Origin of the sequence: Lacibacterium aquatile (assembly GCF_042683105.1) — a bacterium.
GTDB lineage: Bacteria > Pseudomonadota > Alphaproteobacteria > Elsterales > Elsteraceae > Lacibacterium > Lacibacterium aquatile.
The window spans coordinates 114,736-139,016 of record NZ_JBHUIP010000004.1 but is presented as its reverse complement, the minus strand read 5'-3'; the positions used below and the strand labels follow the sequence as shown (position 1 = coordinate 139,016).

Below are 24,281 nucleotides of genomic sequence, written 5' to 3'. Positions count from 1 at the left end.
AAGAAAGATGACTAGCGGAGCGCCTACCGAATGCTTGCCGCCCTTGATGCGACCCCCAGGCGTATGGCCCCCACGCCTGCTGGACTGACCAATCTGGACTATGCCTTCCAGCCGATTGTTGCCATGCGCACCGGCAGGACTTTGGGATTCGAGGCGCTTCTGCGCGGTCTGGACAGCAGTCAATATCCGACCCCGGCCGCCCTTTTTGAGGAAGCTTTCGCCGACGGTCGTCTGGTCGATCTCGAGACCACACTGCGCGCTACCGCCTTGAGCAAATTCGGTCGCAGGGCCGAGGCGCTGGACGAGGCGATGCTGTTCCTGAATGTCGACGTCAGGCTGTTTTCGTCGGCCGGATACGATGCTCGCCTCACCATTGACCTGCTGGATCGCGCACGGCTGTCACCGACCGGGATCTGCCTGGAATTGGCGGAAAGGCACGAATTCACCATGGCCGGTCAGGCGGCCGATATTTTCGAGCATTACCGCCGCAGCGGTTTCTGCGTCGCCATCGACGATTTTGGTGTCGGTTTTGCCGGGCTGAAGCTGCTCTATGACGCCAAACCGGATTTCATCAAGATCGACCGCTTCTTCATCTCCGGCATCGATCAGGATGTCCTGAAGCGCGGCCTTGTCGAGCAGGTGGTGCGCTATGCCCATATCCGCGGGACGCAGGTCATTGCCGAGGGGATCGAACGCGATGCGGAATTCTATGTTTGCCGCGACCTTGGATGCGACTTTGCCCAAGGCTATCTGATCGCCCGCCCGACCATGGCGCTTGAGGAGATGGAGGCCCGCTATGACGTTGTCTCCGACCTCAATGCCCGCGACCGCCGCCGCCGCCAGAGCACCCCGGCGGCCATGCCTGCCGAGGCCATGGAGATGGTCGAACCGTTGCCGCTCAATCTCAAACGCGGCGAATTGCTCGATTTCTTCCGAAACGATGACGCTCCCTCCATCGTGCCGGTGCTGGATGAGCGCAAACGGCCCCTGGGTGTGGTGCGGGAACGGGAGTTGAAACCCTTTGCCTATAGCCGCTATGGCGGTGAGCTTTTGCGCAACAAGGGCATCGGCGACAGCATCCGCGAATTCATCCGCCCCTGCCCTGTCTGCGATGTGGAAACCCGCGTCGACCGTATCGTCGAGGCCTTCTCGGGCGATGCCGCTGCCGACGGCATCATCCTGACGGAAGAAGGCCGCTATGTCGGCTTCCTGTCGCCGCGCGCTCTGCTGAAGCTGGTGAACGAATACAACCTTGCCGCCGCCTCGGACCAGAACCCGCTCTCGCGCCTGCCGGGCAATCATCGGATTGAGCGGCATCTGGAACAGGTGGTCGACGATACCAGCCGTCCCGCGTGCCTGGTCTATTTTGACTTCGACAACTTCAAGCCCTTCAACGACACCTACGGCTTCCGCCAAGGCGACCGGGCCATCCTGATGTTTGCCGAGCTGTTGCGGAATGCCGCGACCAGCCATGGCGGCTTTGCGGGACACGTTGGCGGGGATGATTTTTTCTTTGGCCTCAGCGGCCTGCCCGAGGAGGAGGCGCTGACGATCGTCGCCGATATCGTCGCGAAGTTCCGAACCGATGCTGAGTCACTTTATGACGCCGAGGCGCGCGCTGCGGGCTTCATCACAGCAAAAGATCGTTTCGGAGAAACGCGCGAGTTCCCATTGCTGCGAGTCTCCGGGGTGGTGGTTTGCATGAACCCGGAAAGCCTGCGCCCCACCGTCGACGCCTTCGGTATCCTGGCCGCCGAGCGTAAGCCGCGCGCCAAGGAGATCTTCAACCACCTCTATATCGAGCGCCTACCCTGATCGGGGCGACCGTTAGAGCTGCTGGTTCTGCCCGCCGGAAACACGCACGTTGATCGGCCCTTGATCATCCGACTGCTTGGCGCGCTTCAGGATCGTCTTGATAAGCCGACCATCGAAGGGACCATCGCTCTCCGCGCCCTCAACTTCGTCGCTGGCCTGGGTCAAAGGCCCGGCATCGGCACCTACGTCCAGGCTGACGATCAGGTCGACACGCCGTCCCTTGAGCAGACGCTCGGCCGCAGGATCAAGATCATCCTTAGGCGCTGCAATTACCAGCAGATCCAGTCCGGCCGCACGGATGCCTTCGGCAACTCTCGGGATCAACGCAAGAGCGGCCGCAGGCACCTTTCTGTCCTCGGGCATCGCGAGAAGCAGGCCGATAGTATCGGTACGACCGGTTGCAAGTCGTCGTGCGGTCGGATTGGCATGATACCCCGCCTCTTGTGCCGCGGCGACAACTCTAGCGCGTGTTTTCGCACTGACTTCCGGATAACCGTTCAAGGCCCGCGACACGGTCGTCATCGATAGGCCGAGCTGAGTGGCAAGTTCCCTCAGGTCCATATTGTGTAATAGCTTCCAGAGACTTAGCAGGAGACGGCGGACGCCCCGGATGGGACGACTTAACCCTCTCAGTTCAAATTGTGGCTACACACATAACATCACTTTTAGTCAATTCTAGCATCTATTTCCTTTAAAAGCGGTTGCAGGGTGCGGTTTCTCCTTATGGTTCTCACTGCCTTTGCACAACAACAACCTATGACTTCATTCAAAGCGTTTAAAATTCATTTCCCGAATTTTATGCAAGACAGATTCAGAACAATTTTTCCGTATGAAAGTAAGGAACCTTAACCAATCTAATCTCAAGCTTGAGGTTTACGCCGAATGGATGCACGCAAACGAGTATAAGGCAGGGCTGCGGGATCGGCTGCATTAAGTCCTGGCGCAGCGACCACTAAGATCTGTTCAGCTATAGGCTGGAAGTCGGCCCGGAAATGAACCGAGCTTTTGAGCACCAGGATACGCGCAGCGGTTGGGTCGATGCCCACATGACGGAAGATCGCTTGCGTCGATGGCTGCTGACGGATCGATCCGATGGCAATATCCACGCCCTCCACACGCAAGGCTGCCATGGGGCCCAGATGGAGTGTACTTCCCTCCCACATCGGGCCGGACCCGGCAAAGACGCCATCGCCGATGGCTCGGACTTCACCGGTGACATGCAGGGGACTATCGCCGGGTGTACCCTTCCCCCCCAGATCCAGGGTGATTTTCGCCCCGACTCCCGCCTTGTGACAGGCCAGGGCCGCCTCGGGATCATAGAAGAGGCCTAGGGCTGCATTTTCGATCTTGGCATCCAGCAGAGCGCGTAGAAGCCCGGTAGTGTCCGAAGAGGAACCTGCGCCGGGATTATCCTGGGTATCGGCCAGAATGATCGGACGGCTGGCGGATCGGGCAAGTTCCACCGCTTCCGTAACGCCTTCTGCGACCGTCCGAACCCGTTCGCGAGCGAAGATCGGTTCCGCGTCGAGCAGCGCCTGGGTCAACCGCTCCACCGCCTGATCCGCCTGGGCCTGACTGGGAGCCGAGGCGAAGATAGCCGGACCGCAGTCGGTAATATCGGCAGGCGGGAATCCGGGGGTGAAGGAGAGGTCTGCGCCAGTCTCTCCTTCGATCTGCTCCAGCAGGCGGTAGAAGCCCGCCATCGGCTCGGACAAAGTGCATTGCGCTGTGATCGGGATGAGGTAGGGCAACTGGCGGAAGGCCTTCCCGTCCCATTTGCCCGTTGTCTCGATCAGACGTTGCGCGGCACGTGCCCCAATGTCGGCCATATCGACGTGGGGATATGTACGGAAGGCCAATAGCAGATCCGAGTGATCGACCATTGCCCGCGTCACATTGGCGTGGAGATCAAGGGAGACGACAATGGGGACAGTCTTGCCGACGATGGCGCGCACCCGGCGCAGCAATTCGCCTTCGCCGTCCTCCAGCCCTTCGGTCACCATCGCACCATGGAGATCGAGATAGACGGCATCGACCGGTCCTGCCGAAGCAAGATCCGACAGGAGCATCGCGACGATCCGCTCATAGGCATGATCCGTTACCGGACCGGACGGTTCTGCACTGGCCCAGAGCAGCGGGATCAGCGCGGCGCGACGGCGACCGGCTTCCTTGATGAAACCGGCGATGGGCAGATTGATGCCCGCGACGCCGTCAAAAAGCTCGTCCCCGTGCAGCAGACCCGGCCAGCCGCCGGGCCGTACAAAATCCTCGAAGGTGGCATTGGAGGGGGCAAAGCTGTTGGTTTCATGCTGAAAACCGCCGACCGCGATGCGCAAAGCCATAATCTTTCCTCGATACCTCGATAAACCACGCTGGCCTCTATACCCCTTCATGAGGGCGCGGCGCCATGGAAGTTCGCAATGCTTGCAAGCATCTGCGGCTTGGCGGCAAGCTCTAAGGGTCCCTTTTGTCACGGAAGCGGAACGAGCCTTGACGTGCTGATCCCTGTTCTGCTGCTGATCGCCGGATTGATCCTCTGCGCCCCGCTTGTCGGTAGCCGTCGCTACGGGCGCAAGCTGGCCGCCCTGCTGGTTTGCGGCATTGCGGTTGCAGCACTGCTGCATCTGATCCGTTTCGGGGGCCTCGGCGATACGCTGACGGTCACTGCCGGGCCACTGGCGTCGCTCATTCATCTGCGGATCGATGGGCTTTCGGCGTTGTTCCTGCTCGTCATCACCCTGCCCGCTGCCCCGATTCTGTGGTTCGCCGATGCCAGCGCCCGCCGGGGAGCCGAGCCGACAGCGACAGGCCCGCTGCTGATCCTGTTCGTTGCCGCCCTCTGCGCCGTGCCATTGGCCGACGATACGCTGACGTTGCTATTCGCCTGGGAAGCCATGGCGTTGACCTCCTGGCTGCTGCTGATCGCCACCCCGCGCGGCGCCGAAGCGGGCAAGCTCTATCTGGCAATGGCAATCCTGTCGGGACTGGCGCTGGTTATCGGAATCGGCTTGCCGCCCGCTTACGGCTTTCTAGCTCCCGCCGCCATCCTCATCGGCTGCATGGCAAAGGCCGGAATTGCTCCGCTGCACCTCTGGCTTCCCCCCGCCCACGCCGAAGCGCCCTCCGCTGCCTCTGCCCTTATGAGCGCGGTCATGACCAAGATGGCGATCTATGTCATCGCGCGCCTCTGGCTGGCGGGGGGTCAACCGCCGCCCTGGGGATGGGGATTGACCCTGGCAGTTTTCGGTGCCGTTTCCGCCGTGCTGGCTCTGGTTCAGGCGTTGGGCGAGCGGGATATCAAGCGGCTGCTGGCCCGCTCCACCCTCGATAACCTGGGACTGATCGCCCTCGCCCTTGGGCTAGCCGTCAGCTTCAAGGCAACGGGGCAACAGGCTCTGGCCGGTATCGCCTTTACCGGAGCCATCATCCATGTTTTTGCCCATGGAGCGATGAAAGCACTGGCCTTCTGTGGCGCCGGCGCTCTCGTCCAACTGATCGGCAGCCGCGATCTGACCCATACTGGGGGGCTTGCCACAAGGGCGAGGAAACTCTGCGGCCTGCTGCTGATCTCAGGCTTCGGTCTGGCCGCCGTCCCTCCCTTTGCCGGTTTCGCCGGGCTGTGGCTGATTCTGCAAGCCCTGCTGGCGGTGCCAACGGGCGCCCCGACCCTGCTACGTCTGGCGGCACCGCTGCTGATTGCGGCCGTCGGCATCGCGGGCGGTCTGTCGTTGGCGGTATTGGTGCGCGGGATTGGCCTTACGCTTTTCGGGCGCCCCCGCAGTCCGGCAGCCGAAGCCGCCAAGGACCCGCCTGTAGATGTCTGCCTAGCCCTAGCGGCGCTGGCAGTCTTGTCTGTCCTGGTGGGTCTGCTACCGGGCATTCTGCTGATGATCATCGAGCCCGGTCTACGCCAGATTGCGCCGCCGCCCTCGGCAAGCCTGCTCGGCGGGCTGCTGCTTTCAAACGGCGCGGGCTATAGCCCCCTGCCCGTGCTGGCGGCTTTCATCGCCCTGTTTGTCGCGCTGCAATGGCTGCTGAAACGCAAGTCGGCAGGCCAACGGGTGGCCCCAACATGGCTGGGCGGACATCCGGATCACCCACTGGAGGCGCAACCTTCGCCCGATGGTCTGGCCGAACCCCTGCTGCGCATCACCGGCCCGTTGCTTAGCCGGAAGGCCCAGCTAGAGGATGCGTCCCTCACCGTTTCACAGATCGAACCGATGGCGCCCCTGATCCAACGCGCCAAGGGCTGGCTGGCCAAAGCCATGGAGGCTACCGACTGGCTGCAACGCTTGAGCGAACGGGCAGCCCTTGCCACGGTGCTGGCTGTGCTGGCGGTTCTCCTGACCATCGTGGCGGCCCTGGCATGAGCGGCATTCTGATCCAAGCCCTGCAGGCTATACTGATCCTGGCAATCGCGCCCTTGCTGACCGGGATCGTGAAAACCGTTCGAGCGCGCGCCGCCGGTCGCCGCGGCCCATCACCGCTTCAGCCCTACCGCGATCTGCGCAAGCTGTGGCTTAAGGAAAGCCTTCTCATCGAAGGCGCGAGTCCTTTCCATGCCAAGGCGCCCCTTCTGATCCTGGTTTCGATGGCGCTGGCCGCTGCTCTGCTGCCGTCGGCCAGCCGGGATCTGATCACCATCGGCATTGCCGACCTGCTGGTTGTCATCGGCTTGCTGGCGCTTGGCCGGGCAATGCAGGTGTTGGCGGCCTTGGAGAGCAGAACCGCCTTCTCTGGACAGGGGGTGGGTCGTGAACTCCTGACCGCCGTTGCCGCAGAGCCGGTGCTGCTGGTCGGGCTCATGGGAGTCGTGCAGGTGGCCGGAACCAGTGATCTTGCCGGTGCCTCCAGTTCCCTGGCTGCCGCCGGGGTGAATGTATCGCTGGCGCTGGCGCTGGTTGCGCTGATCCTGGCTGCCCTGGCCGAAGCCGGGCGCATGCCCTTCGACAATCCCTCCACCCATCTGGAACTCACCATGGTTCATGAAGCCATGGTGCTGGATTATGCGGGCCGGGAACTCGCCTGTATCGAAGCGGCCAAGTCCCTGCGTTTGACGGTTTTGCTGGCCCTGCTGGCGGCGCTGTTCCTGCCTTTTGGAACGGCAGCCTCCGGCGATTGGCTGGGAGCTTTGATCGGCGTACCGCTGTGGATCGCCAAGATGATCGGCCTGACGCTGGCCTTGGGCATCGGTGAAGCGACCGTCGCCAAGCTGCGGGTGTTCCGTGTACCCGAACTGCTGGCTCTGGGGCTGTTGTGCGGTTTGCTGGCCGTCGTGTTTCTGCTGCTGGGAGGCCGGGTATGAGCGAGATCGGCTATGATATCGCCCATCTTTTTGGCGCAGCCGTGCTGCTGACCGGCTTCACCTTGCTGACCGGGCGACGGATCAACGTGATGATCCGCCTGCTGGCCCTCCAGGGCGCGCTGATCGCGGCCCTCGCCACCTGGACAGCCTGGACGGCAGGCATACCGGCGCTGCTGATCACCGGCGCCCTGACCCTGGGGCTCAAGGCCGTCGTCGTGCCGATCGTCCTGCTCCGCCTGCAACGCCGTATACCGCCGACGCCGCTGTCCACCGTCCGTCTGGCCCCGCTGCTGCTGGCAGCCCTGGGACTGACCGCGTTGGCAATCCTGCTGATGGCGCCGATTTCCAACATGCTGCCCGGATTGGCGCGCGAGCAACTGGCCATCGCCCTGTCGATGATCTTCCTTGCACTGCTGCTAATGATCGCCCGTGGCGAGATGCTGGCCCAGGTCGTCGCGGTCTTCGCGTTGGAGAACGGGTTGATCCTGGCTGCCGTCAGCGCCGCCGGCATGCCGCTGGTGGTGGAAATGTGCGTGGCCCTGGCGCTGCTGGGCATGCTGGGACTGGCCGGACTTATCGGCCTTGCCCCGCGTGAGCAGGAGACGGTGGAATGATCCCACTCTTTATCCTCCCGCTCTTTCATCTCCTCGCCGGGTTGCTGTTCATAGCCCTGCCGCCCGCCCGCGGGCCGGGATGGCTCAATCTTGCCGCAAGCACTATCGGCGGCGGCCTTGCTATCGCCATCGCGATCAACCCGCCGCCCGGCGATCCGCTGCTGTTCCTGGATGCGCTGAACCGCCCGCTGCTGGCGCTGTTCGGCATCCTTTCGATCACGACGGCTGTTTTCAGCGTTGGCTTTCTGCCCGCCGAAATCGCCAGTGGCCGCCTGAAAGGCTGGGGTTTGCGCCTCTATCACCCGCTATTCCAGAGCCTGCTTGCCTCGCTCTCGCTGGCCCTGATCGCCAATAACCTCGGCCTGCTGTGGGCAGCGGTCGAGGCGGCGACGCTGTCGACGATTCTGATGATCGCCCTGTCCCGCACCGAGGCTGCTTTGAAAGCAGCTTGGCGCACCTTCATCCTGGGTGGTGTCGGCATCGCGCTGGCGCTGTTCGGCACAATCCTGATCTATATCGCTGCCCAGGGCGTGGTCGGCACCGGCCTTGCCGCTATGACCTGGAGCGCGCTGATCCAGGTGGCAGGCGAACTGCCGCCCAACCTCGTCAGCCTTGCCTTCGTGGTCCTGCTGATCGGCTATGGCACCAAGGCCGGTCTGGTGCCGATGCAATCCTGGCTGCCCGATGCCCATGCCGAAGGGCCGACGCCGATTGCCGCCGTGCTGTCGGGTCTGATGCTGACCGTCGCACTCTATGCCCTGGTGCGTCTCAAGAGCATCACCGGCGCCGGGAGCCTGCCCCCCGGCTGGCCGCTGGTCGCCCTGGGCCTCGCCTCGGTCCTGGCTGCTGGCCTGATGCTGCCGAAACGCGGGGAGATCCGCCGCTTCTTCGCCACCTCCTCGGTCGAGCAGATTGGCCTTGCCGCCGTCGCCTTCGGCCTGGGCGGCAAGACGATGGCGCTGGTCGGGCTGCTGCTGGCAATCAATCATATGATCGCGAAATCGGCGGTCTTCTTCATCCTGGGCCGCGCCCTGCAGCTCCATGGCCGCCATCCGGTGCAGGCGCTGGCCTATCGCTATCCGCTGATGGGCTGGTCGCTGGTGCTGTTGATCGCCAGCCTACTCGGCCTGCCGCCTTTCTTAGGCTTTGCGCCAAAGGTGACCCTGGTTTCCGGCATCGCGGCCCATGCGCCGCTGCTGCTGATCCCGCTGGTCGCAGGCCTGCTGCTGGTGGCTGTCGCCTTGGTGACCCGATTGAACGAGACGGTCTTTGCAAGGCCTCAGACCCAGGAACAGCTTCCGGCCCTGAGCCACGGCTGGACGCTCTATGGCCCGTTGGGGATCCATATCGGGCTGCTGGTGGCGAGCGGCCTTTCCCTCGGTCCGCTGCAATCGCTGCTGGTCGCAGCGGCGGAGGTGGCGCGATGAGCAGCCTTGCCGGTTTCTCGGGCGATCTGCCCCAACTGATCACCGCGCTGAACGAAGAACCGTGGGAGGTTCTCTCCCTCTGGGTCGAGCCCAAGGGGCTGCATGTCCTGTTGCGGGACCCTGAGCTTAACATCGTCGTCCATCGCGCCTTCTCGCTGATGGATGACCGCTTTCCAACGCTCAGCAATGTCCGCCCCGGCCTGAGTCGGCTGGAGCGCGCGATTGCGGACCGTCAGTGGGTCACCGCCGATGGCGCCAGCGACAAGCGCGCCTGGATCGACCATGGCAAATGGCCTGCCAAGGGCAGTTATCTCGGCAGCCGCTTCCTCGCCGCCGCCCCCTATGTCTGGGAACCCGCCAAGGCCGAGGGCTTACATCTCGTTCCGGTTGGGCCGGTACATGCCGGGATCATCGAGCCTGGACATTTCCGCTTCTCGGTCGTCGGCGAGACAATTGTGCGCCTGGAGACACGTCTCGGCTATGTCCACCGGGGTGTCGAAGGTCTGATGGTCGGACGCTCTGTGACCGAGGCTGCGCGCCTCGCCGGGCGACAGTCGGGCGACAGCACGGTCGCCTATTCTCTTGCCTATGCCCGTGCGGTGGAAAGTATCGGCGGCATTCAGGCGCCAATCCGGGCACAGCATCTGCGGTTGCTGATGCTGGAGCTGGAGCGCATCGCCAATCACATCGGCGATATCGGCGCGCTGTTCGGCGATGTGGGCGCCCATGTGCTCCAGATGCGCTGCGCCAGTTGGCGCGAAGAACTGGCACGGGCAGCGGAAAGCGCGTTCGGCCATCGGCTGATGATGGATTGTATCGTGCCGGGCGGCGTGCGCTCGGCGGGGGATCTGTCGAGTTATCGCCAGCTCTGTCAGCGGCTGGCCGACGATGTGCCGCGCCTTATCGCCGCTTATCGTGCCAGCGCCACGATCCGCGACCGGATGCTGGGGATCGGCGTCGTGACGCCTGAGCTGGCCGCAAGCTATGCCGCAGGCGGCTTTGTCGGACGCGCCAGCGGGCGCACATTCGATGCGCGTTCCCTGGATCCCTTGATGGTGGAACTGGGCTTCCAGGCCAAGGTACTGACCGAAGGGGATGTTCAGGCCCGGCTGCTGATCCGTCTGGAGGAGATCGCAGCCTCGCTGATCCTGATTGCCACCCTGCTGGACCGGCTGGCTGATATGGATGGATTGGCGCAAGCCCCCTTGCCCGCGCTGTCAGGCGAAGGGCTGGCCCTGGTCGAGGGGTTCCGGGGCGATGCCGCCGCCTGGGTTCGGGTCGAGGAAGGCCGCCTGCTGGCCTGCCATCTGCGCGATCCCTCCTGGTTCCAATGGCCGCTGCTGGAGGGGGCGATGGCGACCGCGATCCTGGCCGACTTCCCCCTGGTGAATAAAAGCATCAACGGCTCCTATGCCGGGCATGATGGGTGAAGAATGCGTCGTATCTTATTGAAAAACATCATTTCAAAGACACGATTCGAGCCTCCTCCGCTGCCCAGCGGCGATGGCCCGGCGGTCGAGGGTTTGATCCGTCGCAGCTTCGGTCGGTCGCTAGCGATCCGGCATGTGGATGCAGGAAGCTGCAATGCCTGCGAGCTGGAACTTCAGGCGCTGAGCAACCCTTATTATGATCTGGAGCGCTTCGGCATTTCCTTCACCGCCAGCCCGCGCCATGCCGATGTGCTGCTGGTCACGGGCATTGTCACTTGGACGATGGCCGATGCGCTACGGGAAACCTACGAGGCGATGCCAGGCCCGAAATGGGTGATCGCCTCCGGGAACTGCGCTATCAACGGTAGCTTTTTTGCCGATAGTCCCGTCTGTGCGGGGGCCGTTGGGACAATCCTCCCGGTCGACCTGACCATCCCCGGCTGCCCGCCGACGCCGCGTGCTGTTCTGGCCGGGCTTTTCGGGCTGCTGGAAAAGTCATGAGAGCTTGCCTATCTTTGCCCTCAAAATACCTGCCGTAAGCGCAAGGAGTTCATAATGGGTCAATTCGGAATGGGTCAGCCGGTTCGCCGGGTCGAGGATGTCCGTCTGGTCACCGGCGCCGGTCGCTATACCGACGACATCGCCCCCGCGAATACGGCAGCAGCCCTGGTGGTCCGCAGCCCCTATGCCCACGCCCATATCCGCGCCATCGATACCTCCGGCGCCATGGCGGTCGAAGGCGCTCTGGCAGTCTATACGGCAGCCGATATCGCCCATCTCGGCACCATTCCTTCGCCCATCGATATTCCCGGCCCCGGCGGGCGCCCGATGGCCCGTCCGCTTCGCCCACTGCTGGCGCGCGAGAAAGTGGTCCATGTGGGTGAAGCCGTCGCTTTCGTGGTGGCGGAGACGGTCGAAGCCGCCCGCGATATGGCCGAGGCGCTGTTTGTCGATTACGACGATTTGCCCGCCGTTGCCGATATGCGGGTCGCGATTTCCGGTTCCGCCGCTCAGATCCATGAAGGCGCGCCGGATAACATCAGCTTCGTCTGGACTCTGGGTGACAAACCCAAGACCGAGGCCGCCTTTGCCAAGGCCCGCCATGTGGTGGAAGTCGATATCGTCAATCAGCGCCTCGTCTCTTCCGCCATGGAGCCGCGCAACGCGATTGGCGAATGGGACGGCACGCGCTTCACCCTGACCACCACCAGCCAGGGCGTTCACGGACTTCAGAAGACCTTCGCCACCATCATGGGGGTGGAGCCTGCGAAGATGCGCGTCATGACCCCGGATGTGGGCGGCGGTTTCGGCACCAAGCTGTTCCCCTATCCCGAGCATGGGCTGGTGCTCCATGCCGCCAAGGAATTGGGCCGTCCGGTGAAATGGATTGGCGAGCGGCCGGACAGTTTCCTGGGCGATGCCCATGGGCGCGACAATCTGACGGCAGCCAGACTGGCCTTGGACGAGAACGGCCGCATCCTCGGCCTGGATATCGATACGCTGGCGAACCTCGGCGCACTCATCTCGCCCTACGGTCCCTTCGTCGCCACCATGGCGGGCTGCGGAATGCTGTGCGGGGTTTATGATATTCCGGCGGCCCATGTGCATGTGACCGGCGTCTTCACCAATACCGTGCCGGTCGATGCCTATCGCGGCGCTGGACGCCCCGAAGCCGCCTATGTGATCGAACGCCTGATGGATGAGGCCGCAGTGCAGATCGGGCTGTCGCCCGCCGAAATCCGTCGCCGCAACTTCATCCGGCCCGAACAGATGCCCTATACGACCGCGCTTGAGCAGACCTATGACAGCGGCGAATTCCAGCAGAATCTGGAAGACGCTCTGGTCAGGGGCGATGCGGCCGGATTCGAGGCGCGACGCGCGCAATCGGCCGCGAAAGGCAAGCTGCGGGGCATCGGTCTTTCGACCTATATCGAGGCCTGCGCGGGTGGCAGCGCCGAAGTCGCGCGGCTTGTCGTCAATGATACGGGCAAGATCACCATCCTGATCGGCACCCAGTCCAACGGCCAGGGCCACGAAACCGCCTATGCCCAGCTTGCCGCCGACCGTCTGGGCCTGACGCCGGACGATATCGAGGTTGTGCAGGGCGATACGGACCGGATCGCCACCGGCGGCGGCACAGGCGGCTCGCGCTCGGTTCCCGTTGGCGGTGCTTCGGTCGATCAGGCATCGGTCGGGTTGATCGAGAAGGGCAAGCAGTTGGCCGCCCATTATCTGGAAGCAGCCGCTGCCGATATCGAATTTGCCGATGCCCGCTTCACCATCGCCGGGACCGACCGCTCGATCTCCTGGGTCGATGTCGCGGCCCGCGCCGCAGGTGGCGATCTGCCGGACGGTGATAAAGGCTTCGAGGCCAGCTCCAGCTTCAAACCGCCCGCTTCCACCTACCCCAACGGCTGCCATCTGGTAGAGGTGGAGATCGATCCCGAGACCGGCGGTACCGAAGTTCTGCGCTACACCATCGTCGATGACTTCGGGACCATCGTGAACCCGCTGCTGCTGGCGGGGCAAGTCCATGGCGGTGTCGCCCAGGGGTTGGGTCAGGCCCTGATGGAAAGCATCGTCTATGATGAGAACGGCCAGTTGCTGACCGGCTCCTTTACCGATTACGCCATGCCGCGCGCCGACGATCTGCCGCATATCGATTTCACCACCAACTCCGTCCCCTGTACCACCAACCCCCTGGGTGTCAAAGGGGCGGGCGAAGCCGGAACCATCGGCGCCACCCCTGCCGTCATGAATGCCGTCATGGATGCCCTGCGATCCAAGGGTGTGCAGAATCTCCACATGCCTGCCACACCGGCCAAAGTCTGGCAGGCCCTGCAAAGTGCGGCGGCATGAAACCTGAACAGATCGACGCTCTGATCGCCCTGGTGCTGAAGGCCGGGGAAGAGGTCATGCGGTTCTATGATGGCGAATGCGCCACCCGCTCCAAGGAGGATGGCTCTCCCGTCACCGAGGCGGACGTGGCCGCAGAGACCATCCTGCTGGCGGGCCTTGCTGAGATCGCCCCGGAGATTCCGGCGCTGTCGGAAGAACAGGTGGAGGCAGGCAGCCTGCCTGATCTTTCCGGCGGGCGCTTCTGGTGCATCGACCCCATCGACGGCACCAAGGAGTTCATCAACCGCACGGGCGAATTCACCGTGTGCCTCGGCTATAGCGAGGATGGTGAAGCGACTGGCGGCCTGCTGCATTCCCCCGCCCTTGGGCGCACCTTTGTCGGCCTCAAGGGCTGGGGTGCTATCGAGGTGCTGGCGGATGGCTCAAAACGCCCGATCCAGGTTCGTGCGCCGGGGGGCGATAAGCTGGCCCTGGTCAGCCGCAGCCATCACACAGGCCGCAAACTCGATGATTTTCTGGCAGCCGAAGGGGCCGATCAGAAGGTGGTCGGCAGCGCGTTGAAGTTCGGCCTTATCGCAGCAGGAGAAGCGGATCTGACCGCCCGCGTCGGCCCGACCTGCGAATGGGACACCTGCGCCGGACAGGCCGTACTGGAAGCCGCCGGCGGCAGCGTCAAACTGCTGGATGGCAGCGCCCTGACCTATGGCAAGCCGGGATTCCGGAATCCGGGGTTTGTGGCGCGGGGTGGCCTCTAAAGGCCTTGGACTAAATCCGCCCCAGGCTCTCGCTCAGCAGTGCGCCGATCTCCTTGGCCGCCACGCTCGACGGCTCCGTCTCGGCAACGCCCTTGCCTTCCAGCAAGGCGGCGGCCAGCGCGGTGCGGTTGCCGAGGCGAGTCTCGGCCAGCGGCACCCCCAGCTTCAAAGCTTCCGCAATCACCGCTTCGGCGGCTTTCCCGCGCGACGGCACCCGGTTCAGCACCAGCATCGCCGGGCGCTTTTCAGCGGCGGCGAGATCCAGCGTCGGGCGGGTCGCCCAAAGGTCAAACGGGCTGGGCTGCACCGGCACCAGCACACGGGACGCCGCCCGCACCGCCACTCGGGCATCGGTTTCAGCATGGGGCGGGCTGTCGATAATCAACAGATCGTGGGATGTCCGCAGCTTGTCGAGTTCCCCCGACACCCGCCATCCGGTCAGAGCCTGAACCGACAGAGGCCCCGGAACTCCCCGCTCCTCCCGCAGGCGCCCCCAGGCGGCAAGACTACCTTGGGGATCCACATCGATCAGGCCGACGCTCATCCCGCGCTTCAGGGCGGCGATGGCCAGATGAATGGCGAGCGTGGTTTTTCCGGCGCCACCCTTCTGCTGGGCGATGGTCAGAATCTGCGCAGTCACTTGGGCGATCCCCCTGAAGGCTCGGACGTTGCGGTGCAACACACTCCCTACCATGACAAGAGCAGGGCCCTGCGGGCAAGACTTGACCCACGTGTCAACCGGCGCGATTGTGCCTTCCATGCCGATTCTCTCGCCAACTCCCGAAAATATCACCGAAGCCGCCCGCCATCTGATCTCCGGTGGCTTGGTGGGTATGCCGACCGAAACCGTCTATGGCCTTGCCGCCGACGCGACCAACGGCCGGGCCGTCGCCCAGATCTACGAGTTGAAAGGCAGACCGGCCTTCAATCCGCTGATCATCCATGTCGCCGATGTCGCTGCCGCAGAGAAACTGGCCGTGCTGGACGAGCGGGCACAGTTCCTCGCCCGCCGCCTCTGGCCAGGAGCCTTGACGCTGGTCCTGCCGCGCCGGGCAGATAGCTTCATTTCCGGCCTTGCGACCGCCGGGCTCGATACCATCGCGATCCGCATCCCGGATCATGGCGTCGCCCTCGATCTGCTGCGGACAGTGAACCGCCCCCTCGCCGCCCCATCGGCCAATCTTTCCGGCCATCTCAGCCCAAGCTTGCCGGGTCATGTGGCTTTAGAGTTCGGCAATCAGTTGGGCATCATTCTGGATGGCGGTCCTTGCCGCGTCGGGCTGGAGTCGACCGTGCTGGATCTGACCGGCCCGCTGGCAACGATCCTGCGCCCCGGCGGCATCACGCGCGAAACCATCGAAGCCTCCATCGGTCCGGTATCGGCCGCCAATCCCCACATCCCGGAAAGCCCCAAGAGCCCCGGCATGCTGGCCAGCCATTATGCGCCTTCCCTGCCGCTGCGCCTCGATTGGACCCATCCCGGGGAAAAAGAGGCGCTGCTGGCCTTCGGCCCCCTGATCCCAGAGGGTTTCGCGACGGTGCTCAACCTGTCCGAAACCGGCGACCTGCATGAAGCGGCAGCCAATCTCTTTGCCTACCTCCACGCCCTCGACACGCCCGAGCATTCCGGCATCGCGGTCATGCCGGTGCCGAACCAGGGCCTGGGCATTGCCATCAACGACCGCCTGAAACGCGCAGCAACCCCGGCATCATGATCGACAGCGCCTTTATCGCACGCCTCACAGAACTGCTCGGACCCAAGGGCGTTCTGACCGACACCAATGACCTCGAACCCCATCTCAAGGAATGGCGCGGCCTCTATCGGGGTGGCGCGCGTGTCGTTGCCAAACCAGCCTCGACCGCTGAGGTTTCCGCTGTCCTGAAGCTCTGCAACGACGCTGGCGTTCCCGTGGTTCCCCAGGGCGGCAATACCGGGCTGGTCGGCGGGGCCGTGGCGCCCGAAGGCAGCCTGATCCTGGCGCTGGGCCGCATGAACAGGATCCGCGCCATCGATCCGGTCGCCCATACGATGACCGTCGATGCGGGCTGCATCCTGGCGGACATCCAGACGGCGGCCGAGGCCCATGACCGGCTCTTCCCCCTATCGCTGGCCGCCGAAGGTACCTGCCAGATCGGCGGGAATATCTCTACCAATGCAGGCGGCACTGCTGTTCTGCGCTACGGCAATACCCGCGATCTCGTGCTGGGGGTCGAGGTGGTGCTGCCGGACGGCCAGACACTGGAAGGGCTGCGGCCCTTGCGCAAAGACAATACCGGCTACGATCTGAAGAACCTCTTCATCGGGGCCGAAGGGACATTGGGCATCATTACAGGCGCCGTCCTGAAGCTGTATCCCCGCCCCCGCGATGTGGCGACCGCCTTTGTCGCCGTGCCGGACGCCCAGGCCTCGGTGGATCTGCTTAGCCTTGCGCGCGGCCAGTCCGGCGATACGGTCACCACCTTCGAGCTGATGAATCGCCTGTCGGTCGAAATGGTGTTCCGCCATGTGCCGGGATGCAGCGATCCCTTGAGCGAGGTCAGCCCCTGGTATGTTCTGATCGAACTATCGAGCCCGAGGGACGGTGGCGGCCTGACCGCTGCGCTGGAAGAGATTCTGGGCGGCGCCATGGAAAGCGGCCTCGTGACAGACGCGGCCATCGCCCAAAATGAGGCTCAGGGCGCGGCGCTCTGGCGTTTGCGCGAAGAAATCTCCGATGCGCAGAAGTTCGAAGGCGGCAGCATCAAACACGATATCTCCGTCGCTATCGCCGATGTACCTGCCTTCATGACCGAGGCGACCGAGGCGGTCCTCGCCCTCATGCCCGGCATCCGGCCCGTCAGCTTTGGCCATGTCGGCGACGGCAATATCCACTTCAACCTCTCGCAACCAACCGAGATGGACAAACAGGTCTTCCTGGACCGCTGGGCGGAGGTTGCCCATGAGGTGCATGAGATCGTCCATCGCTTCGGCGGCAGTTTCAGTGCCGAACATGGCATTGGACAATTGAAGGTTGGCGACCTCGAATATTATAAATCTCCTGTGGAACTGGAGATCATGCGCCGGGTTAAACGGGCGCTGGATCCAAAAAACCTATTAAATCCAGGGAAGGTCGTTATTCCATGAGCCAGTATGTCGCTCCGATTTCAGATCTACGTTTCCTGCTGGGGAGCGTCATCGAAACGGGCGGCATCCTTAACGGTGTTCTGGATTTAAGCGATATCGACGCTATTCTTGAGGAGGCTGGGAAGTTCGCCTCCGAAGTTCTGGCGCCTCTAAATAGCGTCGGCGACAAGCACGGCGCCCGGCTGACCGGACCGGTGGTCGATATGCCGCCGGGGTTCGCCGAAGCCTGGACAGGCTTTGCCGAGGGCGGCTGGAACAGCGTCACCGGCAACAGCGACCATGGCGGCCAGGGGTTTCCGACCCTGATCGGGACCGCGCTGAACGAGATCTGGAACGGCGCGAACATGGCGTTTGCGCTCTGTCCTTTGTTGACCCAGGGCGCCGTCGAGTGTCTGGAGCGTGTCGGCAGTCCTGAGCTTCAACAGAAATATCTGCCTAACCTGATCAGTGGCCGCTGGACCGGCACGATGAATCTGACCGAAAGCCAGGCCGGATCGGATCTTGCCGCCCTGCGGACCAAGGCCGTGCCCGAGGGCGATGGCTATCGCATCACCGGCCAGAAGATCTTCATCACGTTTGGCGATCACGAGATGACGGAGAATATCATTCATCTCGTCCTCGCCCGCCTGCCCGACGCGCCGCCGGGGATCAAGGGCATCAGCCTGTTCCTGGTGCCGAAGTTCCGGGTCAACGCGGACGGCACGCTTGGCGCGCGCAACGACGTTCGCTGCGTGTCCCTGGAACATAAGCTCGGCATCCACGCCTCCCCAACCGCAGTGCTGTCTTTTGGTGACGAGGGCGGCGCGTTTGGCGAACTGATCGGTGAAGCCAACCGGGGCCTCGAATATATGTTCATCATGATGAACAACGCCCGCCTCAACGTGGGTGTCCAGGGCATCGGCATCGCCGAACGGGCCTATCAGCAGGCCCGCGACTATGCCCGCACCCGCATCCAGGGGCGTCCGGTCGGAATCAGAAGCGACACGCCGTTGCCGATCATCCAGCACCCCGACATCCGCCGCATGCTGCTGACCTCCAAGGTGCGTATCGAAGCCGCGCGAGCTCTGGCGCTGGAGGCTGCCGCCAGCCTGGATCGTGGACGCGGCGCCAATGCCGATCCCGCTCAATTGGCCAAGGGCGAGTTGCTGATTCCGATCTGCAAAGCCTGGTCGACCGACCTCGGGGTCAGTGTCGCCTCCCTGGGGCTCCAGATTCACGGCGGCATGGGCTATATCGAGGAAACTGGAGCAGCCCAGCACTATCGCGATGCCCGCATCGCCCCCATCTATGAAGGCACCAACGGCATCCAGGCAAACGACCTGCTGGGCCGCAAACTGCTGCGCGATCAAGGCGCTGCCATGAAGGCACTGCTGGAGGAGATCGCCGCGACGGTTGCGCAACTCGCCGAAGCAGAAGGGGACGATCTGGCTATTCTGCGGCATCGCCTGTCGCTGGCCCGTGAAGTGCTGGTGCGCTCGACCGACAGTCTGCTCACCCAAGCCCAGGAAGACATGCGCACGGCCCTGGCATCAGCGGCGACCTACCTAGACCTCGCCGGTTGCGTCATCGGCGGCTGGATGATGGCGCGTTCAGCCCTGGTCGCCCAGGAACGGCTGTTCGCCGGACAGGATCCCGACGGCTTCTGCGACGCAAAGCTGATGTCGGCCCGGATCTATGCCGAGCATGAACTGGTCCGCGCGCCGGGTCTGGAAGTTGTGATCAATGACGGCGGCCGCTGCCTGCTGAATTACCCGGACGAGGCGTTTTAGGCATAGATATACTGGGTCGCTGTCGCATGCGGATCGCCCAGGTGCGCGTTGCGCATGAACATGATCGCAAGCACGTCCTCGTACCAACGGCGCGTCCCGGAAACGTCGAGGGTCTGCAGCATCGGAACGAGACCGGTGAAGCGCATGTTTATTTTCGTGATAGTCAGAGTTGAAAACAAAACCGCCGCCTAAACAGCGGCGGTAGTATCACTTTCAGCGTGAGAGGCAGAGGCTGCCGGTGCAGCGATCCCCTTCCACATTACAGGCACCACAGTGACAGGCTCGGGGAAGCCCTTCAGAGGCACGCGGATCGGTGCATCGTAAGCAAAACCGTCCGTCGGCGCCTGGGCTGCAACGCTTTCGGCAACCGTAATGGCGCCCGGATCGCCAACCGAGGACAGGCGGGCCGCCGTCTGCACAACGGTGCCGAAATAATCATTGTCTTCCTGCACCGGACGGCCGGAGGAAACGCCGATGCGGAGCGCGAGCGACCGCTGCAGCGTCACCGAATTATACTGCGCAACCTCGACCTGGATCGACACTGCCGCCTTCACGGCATCCCCCACACGCGGGAAGACCGCCATGATGCCGTCGCCGGTATGTTTCACCTGATGGCCGCGGTGCTTCTTGAGGGCGGTACCGACGATGAGGTTATGCGCCTGCACCAGCCGCATTGCGCCTTCGTCACCCAGCGCCTGGGTGGTTTCCACGGACGACACCATGTCGGTGAACAGGATCGCGATATCGCCTGTCGGCGCGACCTGCCCCGGCTGGGTTTCCGGGTTCGCAACCCAGGAAGTCAAGGCCTCGGCCAGCGCCGTACCGGGCACCCCCTTGCCAGACAGGAACTCGGCCATCGCATTACGACCAGCCTCGATGGTTCCGCTATAGAGCCGGTCCTTGCGATATTCTTCGATCCGGGCCGCAAATTCGCTGGCGCGCTGTGGCGAGGTGCCCAGCATGGCCAGAGCCATCTGTAGAACGGTGCCAAGCTGATTAGGCGGCAGCGAGCGGCCAGTGAGCGACATCACCGCATCGCCAGCACCCAGCAGGAAGAGATGGCAGGCGAACCGCTTGCGCTTGCCGTCCGGACCGGTATCCGTGAACAGCTTGGCGCCATCGCCCAGCAGGCAGTTCTTGAAGAAATCCCGCAGACGGATGCGGTCGTCGTCGCTGGCGACGGGCAGCGCATGTTTGTCTTCCGGCTTCTTGGGCGCTTCGACAACCTGCTTGACAGGTTCGACGGCGGCTGGGGCAGCCTCAGCTTCGGCCTTTGGCGCGCTGGTCTTAGCCTTGGCCAAAGCCTCATCGAACTTAGAGGACCAATCCGTATTTTCAGCCGCCGGTTGCCCGGCAGCAGCCTGCGGCGGCGCAATTGCCTCGCCTGCCCGGCTCGTGGCCATCATCTCGCTCAAGGTAGCCGGCGGCGGCGGCGCAGCCTGCGCCTTCTTCGCCTGGGCATTCTTGAGCTCGGCCTCTTCCGTCAGCAGTCGGCGGGTGCGGGCATAGAGGAACAGGGCCACCACGAACGCGACGATCAGCAACGCGATGGAGAACATGAGGTAGCGGGACGGCAGGCCGATACCCAGCCCGAATTGCTCCATCAGCACCACGCCACCGACACCGCCCAGGGCGATGACGCCGGTGGTCGCAAGTGCCACACGCCGCAGAACCTGACCGATCGATACGGTAGCTTCCGGAGCTTCCTTGGGCGGAGTCTGCCGCGCAGGGTCCGGTTTGGCTTCCGGCTTGGACGCCGGTTGCGCCAGGGGGCGCGCCTGGACGGATCGCGCTATTGGCGCCGGGCGCGCCGGACTAGCCTTCTGTTCCTGAGGCTTAGATTTGGGGGTACCTTCGCGATACAGGGTGCGCTGCTTGAAGAGGCCCGAAGCCTCGTCATATGTCTCGCGTACGACTTTAGTTGCCTCGGACCCATTCGTGATGAGTCGCTTGGCAGCGGCGATGGCATCGTCTTTTTCGGAGCCTTTGTAACGCTCCTCGATCCGCCATTTGCCGTTGTCATACACATGGACCTCAATGAGATCCTCGACCTTCACCCCACGTACCCCCAATCTAGAGTAAGACGGTGTTTAGGCCACAAAAATGCCACACCGGATTAGGGCAAAATGACATCGTGATTTATTAATGGCAACTTATATCCCGACAATTAACGGATTTTTTTATGAAATTAGTCAGCCCGCCTCCTGGCAAGGAGACGGGCTGATCGGTCTTTATTGTCTTACAGTGAAGACTCGACTGTTTAGTGCGCGCTTTCCAAACGCTGTGGAGCACCCGCGTTAACAATTTCAATGATACGCGGCTTCATTGCTTCGGGCACTTCGCGCTTAAGCTCCACATGGAGTAATCCATGTTCGAGGCTGGCGTTGGTCACCGCGATATGGTCGGCCAGTTCAAACCGGCGCTCGAAAGCCCTGGCCGCGATGCCGCGATGCAGGAACTTACCCTCGGTCTTGTCGCTGGCGTCCTTGGTGATCTTGCCGGTTACGACAAGGCTGTTGGGCTGAGCCACGACCGAGATGTCCTGGGGACCGAAGCCCGCCACCGCCATGGAGATGCGGTAGGTATCGTCGGTCAGCTTCTCGATATTGTAGGGGGGATAGCTCGACGTCTGTTCCTCGACCCGGCCATGGGTATCGAGCAGGGAGGCCAGCCGATCAAAGCCGACGGTGGAGCGGAACAGCGGAGACAAGTCGAAACGATGCATTACCCTATCCTCTTATGAGCAAATGGGTTCTCAAGACATTCGGACACCCCATCATTGGGCCTGTCCGAGGGTTCATGTGCGGCCCGGAGAGTGGCGCCGTCACAAAACGATAGGTAGGTAGGGGGCAATCTATCGTCAAGAGGATGATTTTTTCCCTTGCACAAGATAGCCTGACCACGCCATTTCCCGGCTAAGAAAAGCCATTACCTGATCTGGAGGAACGCCCGCCATGCCGTCTTTCGATATCGTCTCCAAGACCGATGTTGCCGAGGTCGACAACGCTCTTGCTGGGATTACACGCGAAATCGGCACCCGGTTCGATTTCAAGGGCGCCAAATGCTCGATCGAGCGCAAGGACAATGAACTGACGGTTCTGGCCGACGATCAGCTCAAGCTCGATCAGATGCATGAACTGCTGAAGGTCTATTTCACCCGCCGCAAGCTCGATGCCGGGGCACTGGACTATAAGACCGTCGAAAAGGCCTCCGGCAACACGGTGCGCCAGGTCATCGTCGTCAAGCAGGGCCTGGATCAGGAACTGGCGAAGAAGATCGTTCGGGGCATCAAGGACTCCAAAATGAAGGTCCAGGTCGCCATCCAGGGCGACGAGCTGCGCGTCACGGGCAAGAAGCGCGACGACCTCCAGGAAGCCATTGCCTTCGTCAAGGGCATGAAGATCGAACAGCCCCTGCAGTACGAAAACTTCCGCGACTAATCTGGCAGGCTGGCGCCGGTCATGGAGACAGTGGATTGCATGGTCGTCGGCGCGGGTGTCGTCGGCCTTGCCATCGCCCGTGAACTGGCGCTCGCCGGACGCGAAGTTCTGCTGCTGGAAGCAGCCGACGGCATCGGCACCGGTGTCTCCAGCCGCAACTCCGAAGTCATCCATGCCGGGCTTTATTATCCGGCGGGCAGCCTGAAATCCCGGCTTTGTATCGCCGGGCGACAGAAGCTCTATGGCTATTGCGCCGAACGGGGCCTGCCCCACCGCCGCCTTGGCAAATTGGTGGTGGCAACCGACGAAAGCCAGCTAGCGGCGCTCAAGGCCCTGCAGGAAAGCGCCAGAGCGAACGGTGCAGGCGAACTGACTTTCCTGACGGGGGATGAGGCCCGGGCGCTGGAGCCGCAGCTTTCCTGTGTCGCCGCCCTCCTCTCTCCGAATTCCGGCATCATCGATAGCCACGCCCTGATGCTCAGCCTGCTGGGTGATCTGGAGAATGCAGGCGGGATCCTTGTTACGGGTTCACCCGTTGTGGAGGGGATCGTCACAGCGCAGGGCATAGAACTCGCCATCGGCGGGCAGGAGCCGACACAGGTGCAGGTCCGTACGCTGATCATTGCAGCCGGGCTTGAAAGTCAGGCTGTGGCGGCACGGATCGCGGGCATGTCGCAAGAAAGCATCCCGCCGCTCTACATGGCCAAGGGCAGCTATTTCGGCCTCACGGGCAAAGCCCCCTTCTCCCGGCTGATCTATCCGATGCCGGAGGCCAATACGGCGGGCTTGGGCACCCATATCACCCTCGATATGAACGGTCGGGGGCGCTTTGGACCGGATGTGGAATGGGTGAGCGAGATCGACTATCGGGTCGACCCGGCGCGGTCGGCCCCCTTTTACGCCGCAATCCGGCGCTATTGGCCAGGGCTTCCGGACGGAGCCCTGTTCCCAGATTACTCGGGCATCCGCCCCAAACTATCGGGACCGGGACAGGCCGCGGTCGATTTTTGTATCCAGGGGCCGGAAAGCCACGGTGTTCCGGGACTGGTTGCGCTATATGGAATCGAATCGCCCGGCCTGACCGCATCGTTAGCTTTGGCAACGGAAATTGCGTCTCGTCCGGACATCCGAAAGGGCGTTTAGTTGGAAAAGATCGTCGAGTATTTCTACACGCCCATTTCGCCCTTCGTGTACCTGGGCGCCGCCCGTTTCCGAGCCATCTGTGCCGAACATGGCGCCACCATCCACCATAAGCCTATCGAGATGGCGCGCGTCTTTCCGGCGGCAGGCGCTTTGCCGCTGGCACAGCGCCCCCAGCAGCGTCAGGCCTACCGATTGGTGGAACTGAAGCGCTGGAGCGATTTCCTTGGCCTGCCCATGGTGCTGGAGCCGACGCATTTTCCCGTCCCCGCCACCAATGCCGCCTGCCTGATCCTGGCCGCCCGCGACGCCGGGTATGATCCCCTGCCCTTGACTGAAGCTATCGGCGAGGCTGTATGGCTGAACGACAGGGATGTCTCCGATCCGGCAACCCTGATCGAACTGGCCGATAACCTCGGACTACCCGGCAGGCAGTTGATAACGGATGCCGCCAGCAACACGGTCGTCGATACCTATATGCGCTATACCGACGAGGCGATTTCGCTCGGCATTTTCGGGGCCCCCACTTATTGCTATCGCGGCGAGATGTTCTGGGGCCAAGATCGTCTGGATTTCCTGTCGCGCGCCCTCAGCGAGAAATAA

Annotated in this window: 21 protein-coding genes and 1 pseudogene; 15 read left to right on the top strand and 7 right to left on the bottom strand. The window is 63.0% G+C overall.

All coding sequences use genetic code 11. From position 1 onward, the window contains the following. The first annotated feature begins 30 nt into the window (after positions 1–30). A complete protein-coding gene (locus tag ACFSM5_RS06240) occupies positions 31–1,815 on the top strand; it encodes a bifunctional diguanylate cyclase/phosphodiesterase (RefSeq protein ID WP_379875442.1) in 1,785 nt (594 codons plus the stop codon). Between the two features lie 12 nt (positions 1,816–1,827). Here the strand turns inward: ACFSM5_RS06240 and ACFSM5_RS06235 are convergent, their stop codons facing one another. The 3 genes and pseudogenes from ACFSM5_RS06235 to ACFSM5_RS06225 all read right to left on the bottom strand — a co-directional run bounded on the left by ACFSM5_RS06235 (position 1,828) and on the right by ACFSM5_RS06225 (position 4,157). Then, positions 1,828–2,160 (bottom strand): hypothetical protein, encoded by a 333-nt coding sequence (locus ACFSM5_RS06235; RefSeq protein ID WP_379875597.1) that lies wholly within the window; start codon positions 2,158–2,160, stop codon positions 1,828–1,830. Positions 2,161–2,247: 87 nt separating this feature from the next. Further along, a pseudogene (locus tag ACFSM5_RS06230) lies at positions 2,248–2,376 on the bottom strand (LacI family DNA-binding transcriptional regulator); the annotation flags it as partial. Between the two features lie 299 nt (positions 2,377–2,675). Next, positions 2,676–4,157: a M81 family metallopeptidase gene (locus tag ACFSM5_RS06225; RefSeq protein ID WP_379875441.1), complete on the bottom strand. Its 1,482-nt coding sequence runs from the start codon at positions 4,155–4,157 to the stop codon at positions 2,676–2,678. A gap of 153 nt (positions 4,158–4,310) precedes the next feature. Between ACFSM5_RS06225 and ACFSM5_RS06220 the strand changes: the two genes are divergently transcribed. From ACFSM5_RS06220 to cysQ, 8 genes are read left to right on the top strand one after another with little or no spacing between them, the layout of a single operon-like run. Continuing rightward, positions 4,311–6,185 carry a proton-conducting transporter transmembrane domain-containing protein gene (locus ACFSM5_RS06220; protein ID WP_379875440.1) on the top strand — a complete coding sequence of 625 codons (1,875 nt, stop codon included), beginning with the start codon at positions 4,311–4,313 and terminating at the stop codon, positions 6,183–6,185. Next, positions 6,182–7,120, top strand: a complete 939-nt coding sequence (locus ACFSM5_RS06215; RefSeq protein ID WP_379875438.1) for a respiratory chain complex I subunit 1 family protein — start codon at positions 6,182–6,184, stop codon at positions 7,118–7,120. Before ACFSM5_RS06220 ends, ACFSM5_RS06215 begins: the two co-directional genes overlap by 4 nt. Continuing rightward, on the top strand, positions 7,117–7,734 hold the full coding sequence (locus ACFSM5_RS06210) for a hydrogenase-4 component E (protein ID WP_379875437.1): 618 nt from the start codon (positions 7,117–7,119) through the stop codon (positions 7,732–7,734). The genes ACFSM5_RS06215 and ACFSM5_RS06210 overlap by 4 nt, the downstream gene beginning before the upstream one ends. Then, complete coding sequence (locus tag ACFSM5_RS06205; RefSeq protein ID WP_379875436.1) at positions 7,731–9,161, top strand: proton-conducting transporter transmembrane domain-containing protein; 1,431 nt, start codon at positions 7,731–7,733, stop codon at positions 9,159–9,161. The genes ACFSM5_RS06210 and ACFSM5_RS06205 overlap by 4 nt, the downstream gene beginning before the upstream one ends. Then, positions 9,158–10,591: a hydrogenase large subunit gene (locus ACFSM5_RS06200; protein ID WP_379875435.1), complete on the top strand. Its 1,434-nt coding sequence runs from the start codon at positions 9,158–9,160 to the stop codon at positions 10,589–10,591. Before ACFSM5_RS06205 ends, ACFSM5_RS06200 begins: the two co-directional genes overlap by 4 nt. A gap of 3 nt (positions 10,592–10,594) precedes the next feature. Then, positions 10,595–11,092, top strand: coding sequence for an NADH-quinone oxidoreductase subunit B family protein (locus ACFSM5_RS06195; protein ID WP_379875434.1), 498 nt, complete (start codon positions 10,595–10,597; stop codon positions 11,090–11,092). A gap of 54 nt (positions 11,093–11,146) precedes the next feature. Beyond that, positions 11,147–13,450, top strand: coding sequence for a xanthine dehydrogenase family protein molybdopterin-binding subunit (locus tag ACFSM5_RS06190; RefSeq protein WP_379875433.1), 2,304 nt, complete (start codon positions 11,147–11,149; stop codon positions 13,448–13,450). Continuing rightward, positions 13,447–14,205, top strand: coding sequence for a 3'(2'),5'-bisphosphate nucleotidase CysQ (gene cysQ, locus ACFSM5_RS06185; protein WP_379875432.1), 759 nt, complete (start codon positions 13,447–13,449; stop codon positions 14,203–14,205). The genes ACFSM5_RS06190 and cysQ overlap by 4 nt, the downstream gene beginning before the upstream one ends. Before the next feature lie 10 nt (positions 14,206–14,215). Here the strand turns inward: cysQ and parA are convergent, their stop codons facing one another. Further along, complete coding sequence (gene parA / locus ACFSM5_RS06180; protein WP_379875431.1) at positions 14,216–14,845, bottom strand: ParA family partition ATPase; 630 nt, start codon at positions 14,843–14,845, stop codon at positions 14,216–14,218. Between the two features lie 118 nt (positions 14,846–14,963). Here parA and ACFSM5_RS06175 point away from each other — a divergent pair, with 118 nt between their 5' ends. The 3 genes from ACFSM5_RS06175 to ACFSM5_RS06165 are packed head-to-tail and all read left to right on the top strand — an operon-like array spanning position 14,964 to position 19,098. Then, positions 14,964–15,920 (top strand): L-threonylcarbamoyladenylate synthase, encoded by a 957-nt coding sequence (locus ACFSM5_RS06175; RefSeq protein WP_379875430.1) that lies wholly within the window; start codon positions 14,964–14,966, stop codon positions 15,918–15,920. Next, positions 15,917–17,329 carry an FAD-binding oxidoreductase gene (locus ACFSM5_RS06170; RefSeq protein ID WP_379875429.1) on the top strand — a complete coding sequence of 471 codons (1,413 nt, stop codon included), beginning with the start codon at positions 15,917–15,919 and terminating at the stop codon, positions 17,327–17,329. Before ACFSM5_RS06175 ends, ACFSM5_RS06170 begins: the two co-directional genes overlap by 4 nt. Next, the gene (locus ACFSM5_RS06165) at positions 17,326–19,098 is read left to right on the top strand and encodes an acyl-CoA dehydrogenase (RefSeq protein WP_379875428.1); all 1,773 of its coding nucleotides are present in this window, start codon (positions 17,326–17,328) and stop codon (positions 19,096–19,098) included. The genes ACFSM5_RS06170 and ACFSM5_RS06165 overlap by 4 nt, the downstream gene beginning before the upstream one ends. Here the strand turns inward: ACFSM5_RS06165 and ACFSM5_RS06160 are convergent. The 3 genes from ACFSM5_RS06160 to ACFSM5_RS06150 form a co-directional block, all read right to left on the bottom strand. Continuing rightward, positions 19,095–19,244, bottom strand: coding sequence for a hypothetical protein (locus ACFSM5_RS06160; RefSeq protein ID WP_379875427.1), 150 nt, complete (start codon positions 19,242–19,244; stop codon positions 19,095–19,097). The genes ACFSM5_RS06165 and ACFSM5_RS06160 overlap by 4 nt on opposite strands. A gap of 42 nt (positions 19,245–19,286) precedes the next feature. Further along, complete coding sequence (locus tag ACFSM5_RS06155; RefSeq protein ID WP_379875426.1) at positions 19,287–21,155, bottom strand: adenylate/guanylate cyclase domain-containing protein; 1,869 nt, start codon at positions 21,153–21,155, stop codon at positions 19,287–19,289. Positions 21,156–21,358: 203 nt separating this feature from the next. After that, on the bottom strand, positions 21,359–21,823 hold the full coding sequence (locus ACFSM5_RS06150) for an Hsp20 family protein (RefSeq protein ID WP_379875425.1): 465 nt from the start codon (positions 21,821–21,823) through the stop codon (positions 21,359–21,361). Positions 21,824–22,052: 229 nt separating this feature from the next. Between ACFSM5_RS06150 and ACFSM5_RS06145 the strand changes: the two genes are divergently transcribed. From ACFSM5_RS06145 to ACFSM5_RS06135, 3 genes are read left to right on the top strand one after another with little or no spacing between them, the layout of a single operon-like run. After that, positions 22,053–22,538, top strand: a complete 486-nt coding sequence (locus tag ACFSM5_RS06145; protein WP_379875424.1) for a YajQ family cyclic di-GMP-binding protein — start codon at positions 22,053–22,055, stop codon at positions 22,536–22,538. A 21-nt stretch (positions 22,539–22,559) separates the two neighbouring features. Then, on the top strand, positions 22,560–23,681 hold the full coding sequence (locus ACFSM5_RS06140) for an NAD(P)/FAD-dependent oxidoreductase (protein ID WP_379875423.1): 1,122 nt from the start codon (positions 22,560–22,562) through the stop codon (positions 23,679–23,681). Beyond that, positions 23,682–24,281, top strand: a complete 600-nt coding sequence (locus ACFSM5_RS06135) for a 2-hydroxychromene-2-carboxylate isomerase (RefSeq protein ID WP_379875422.1) — start codon at positions 23,682–23,684, stop codon at positions 24,279–24,281.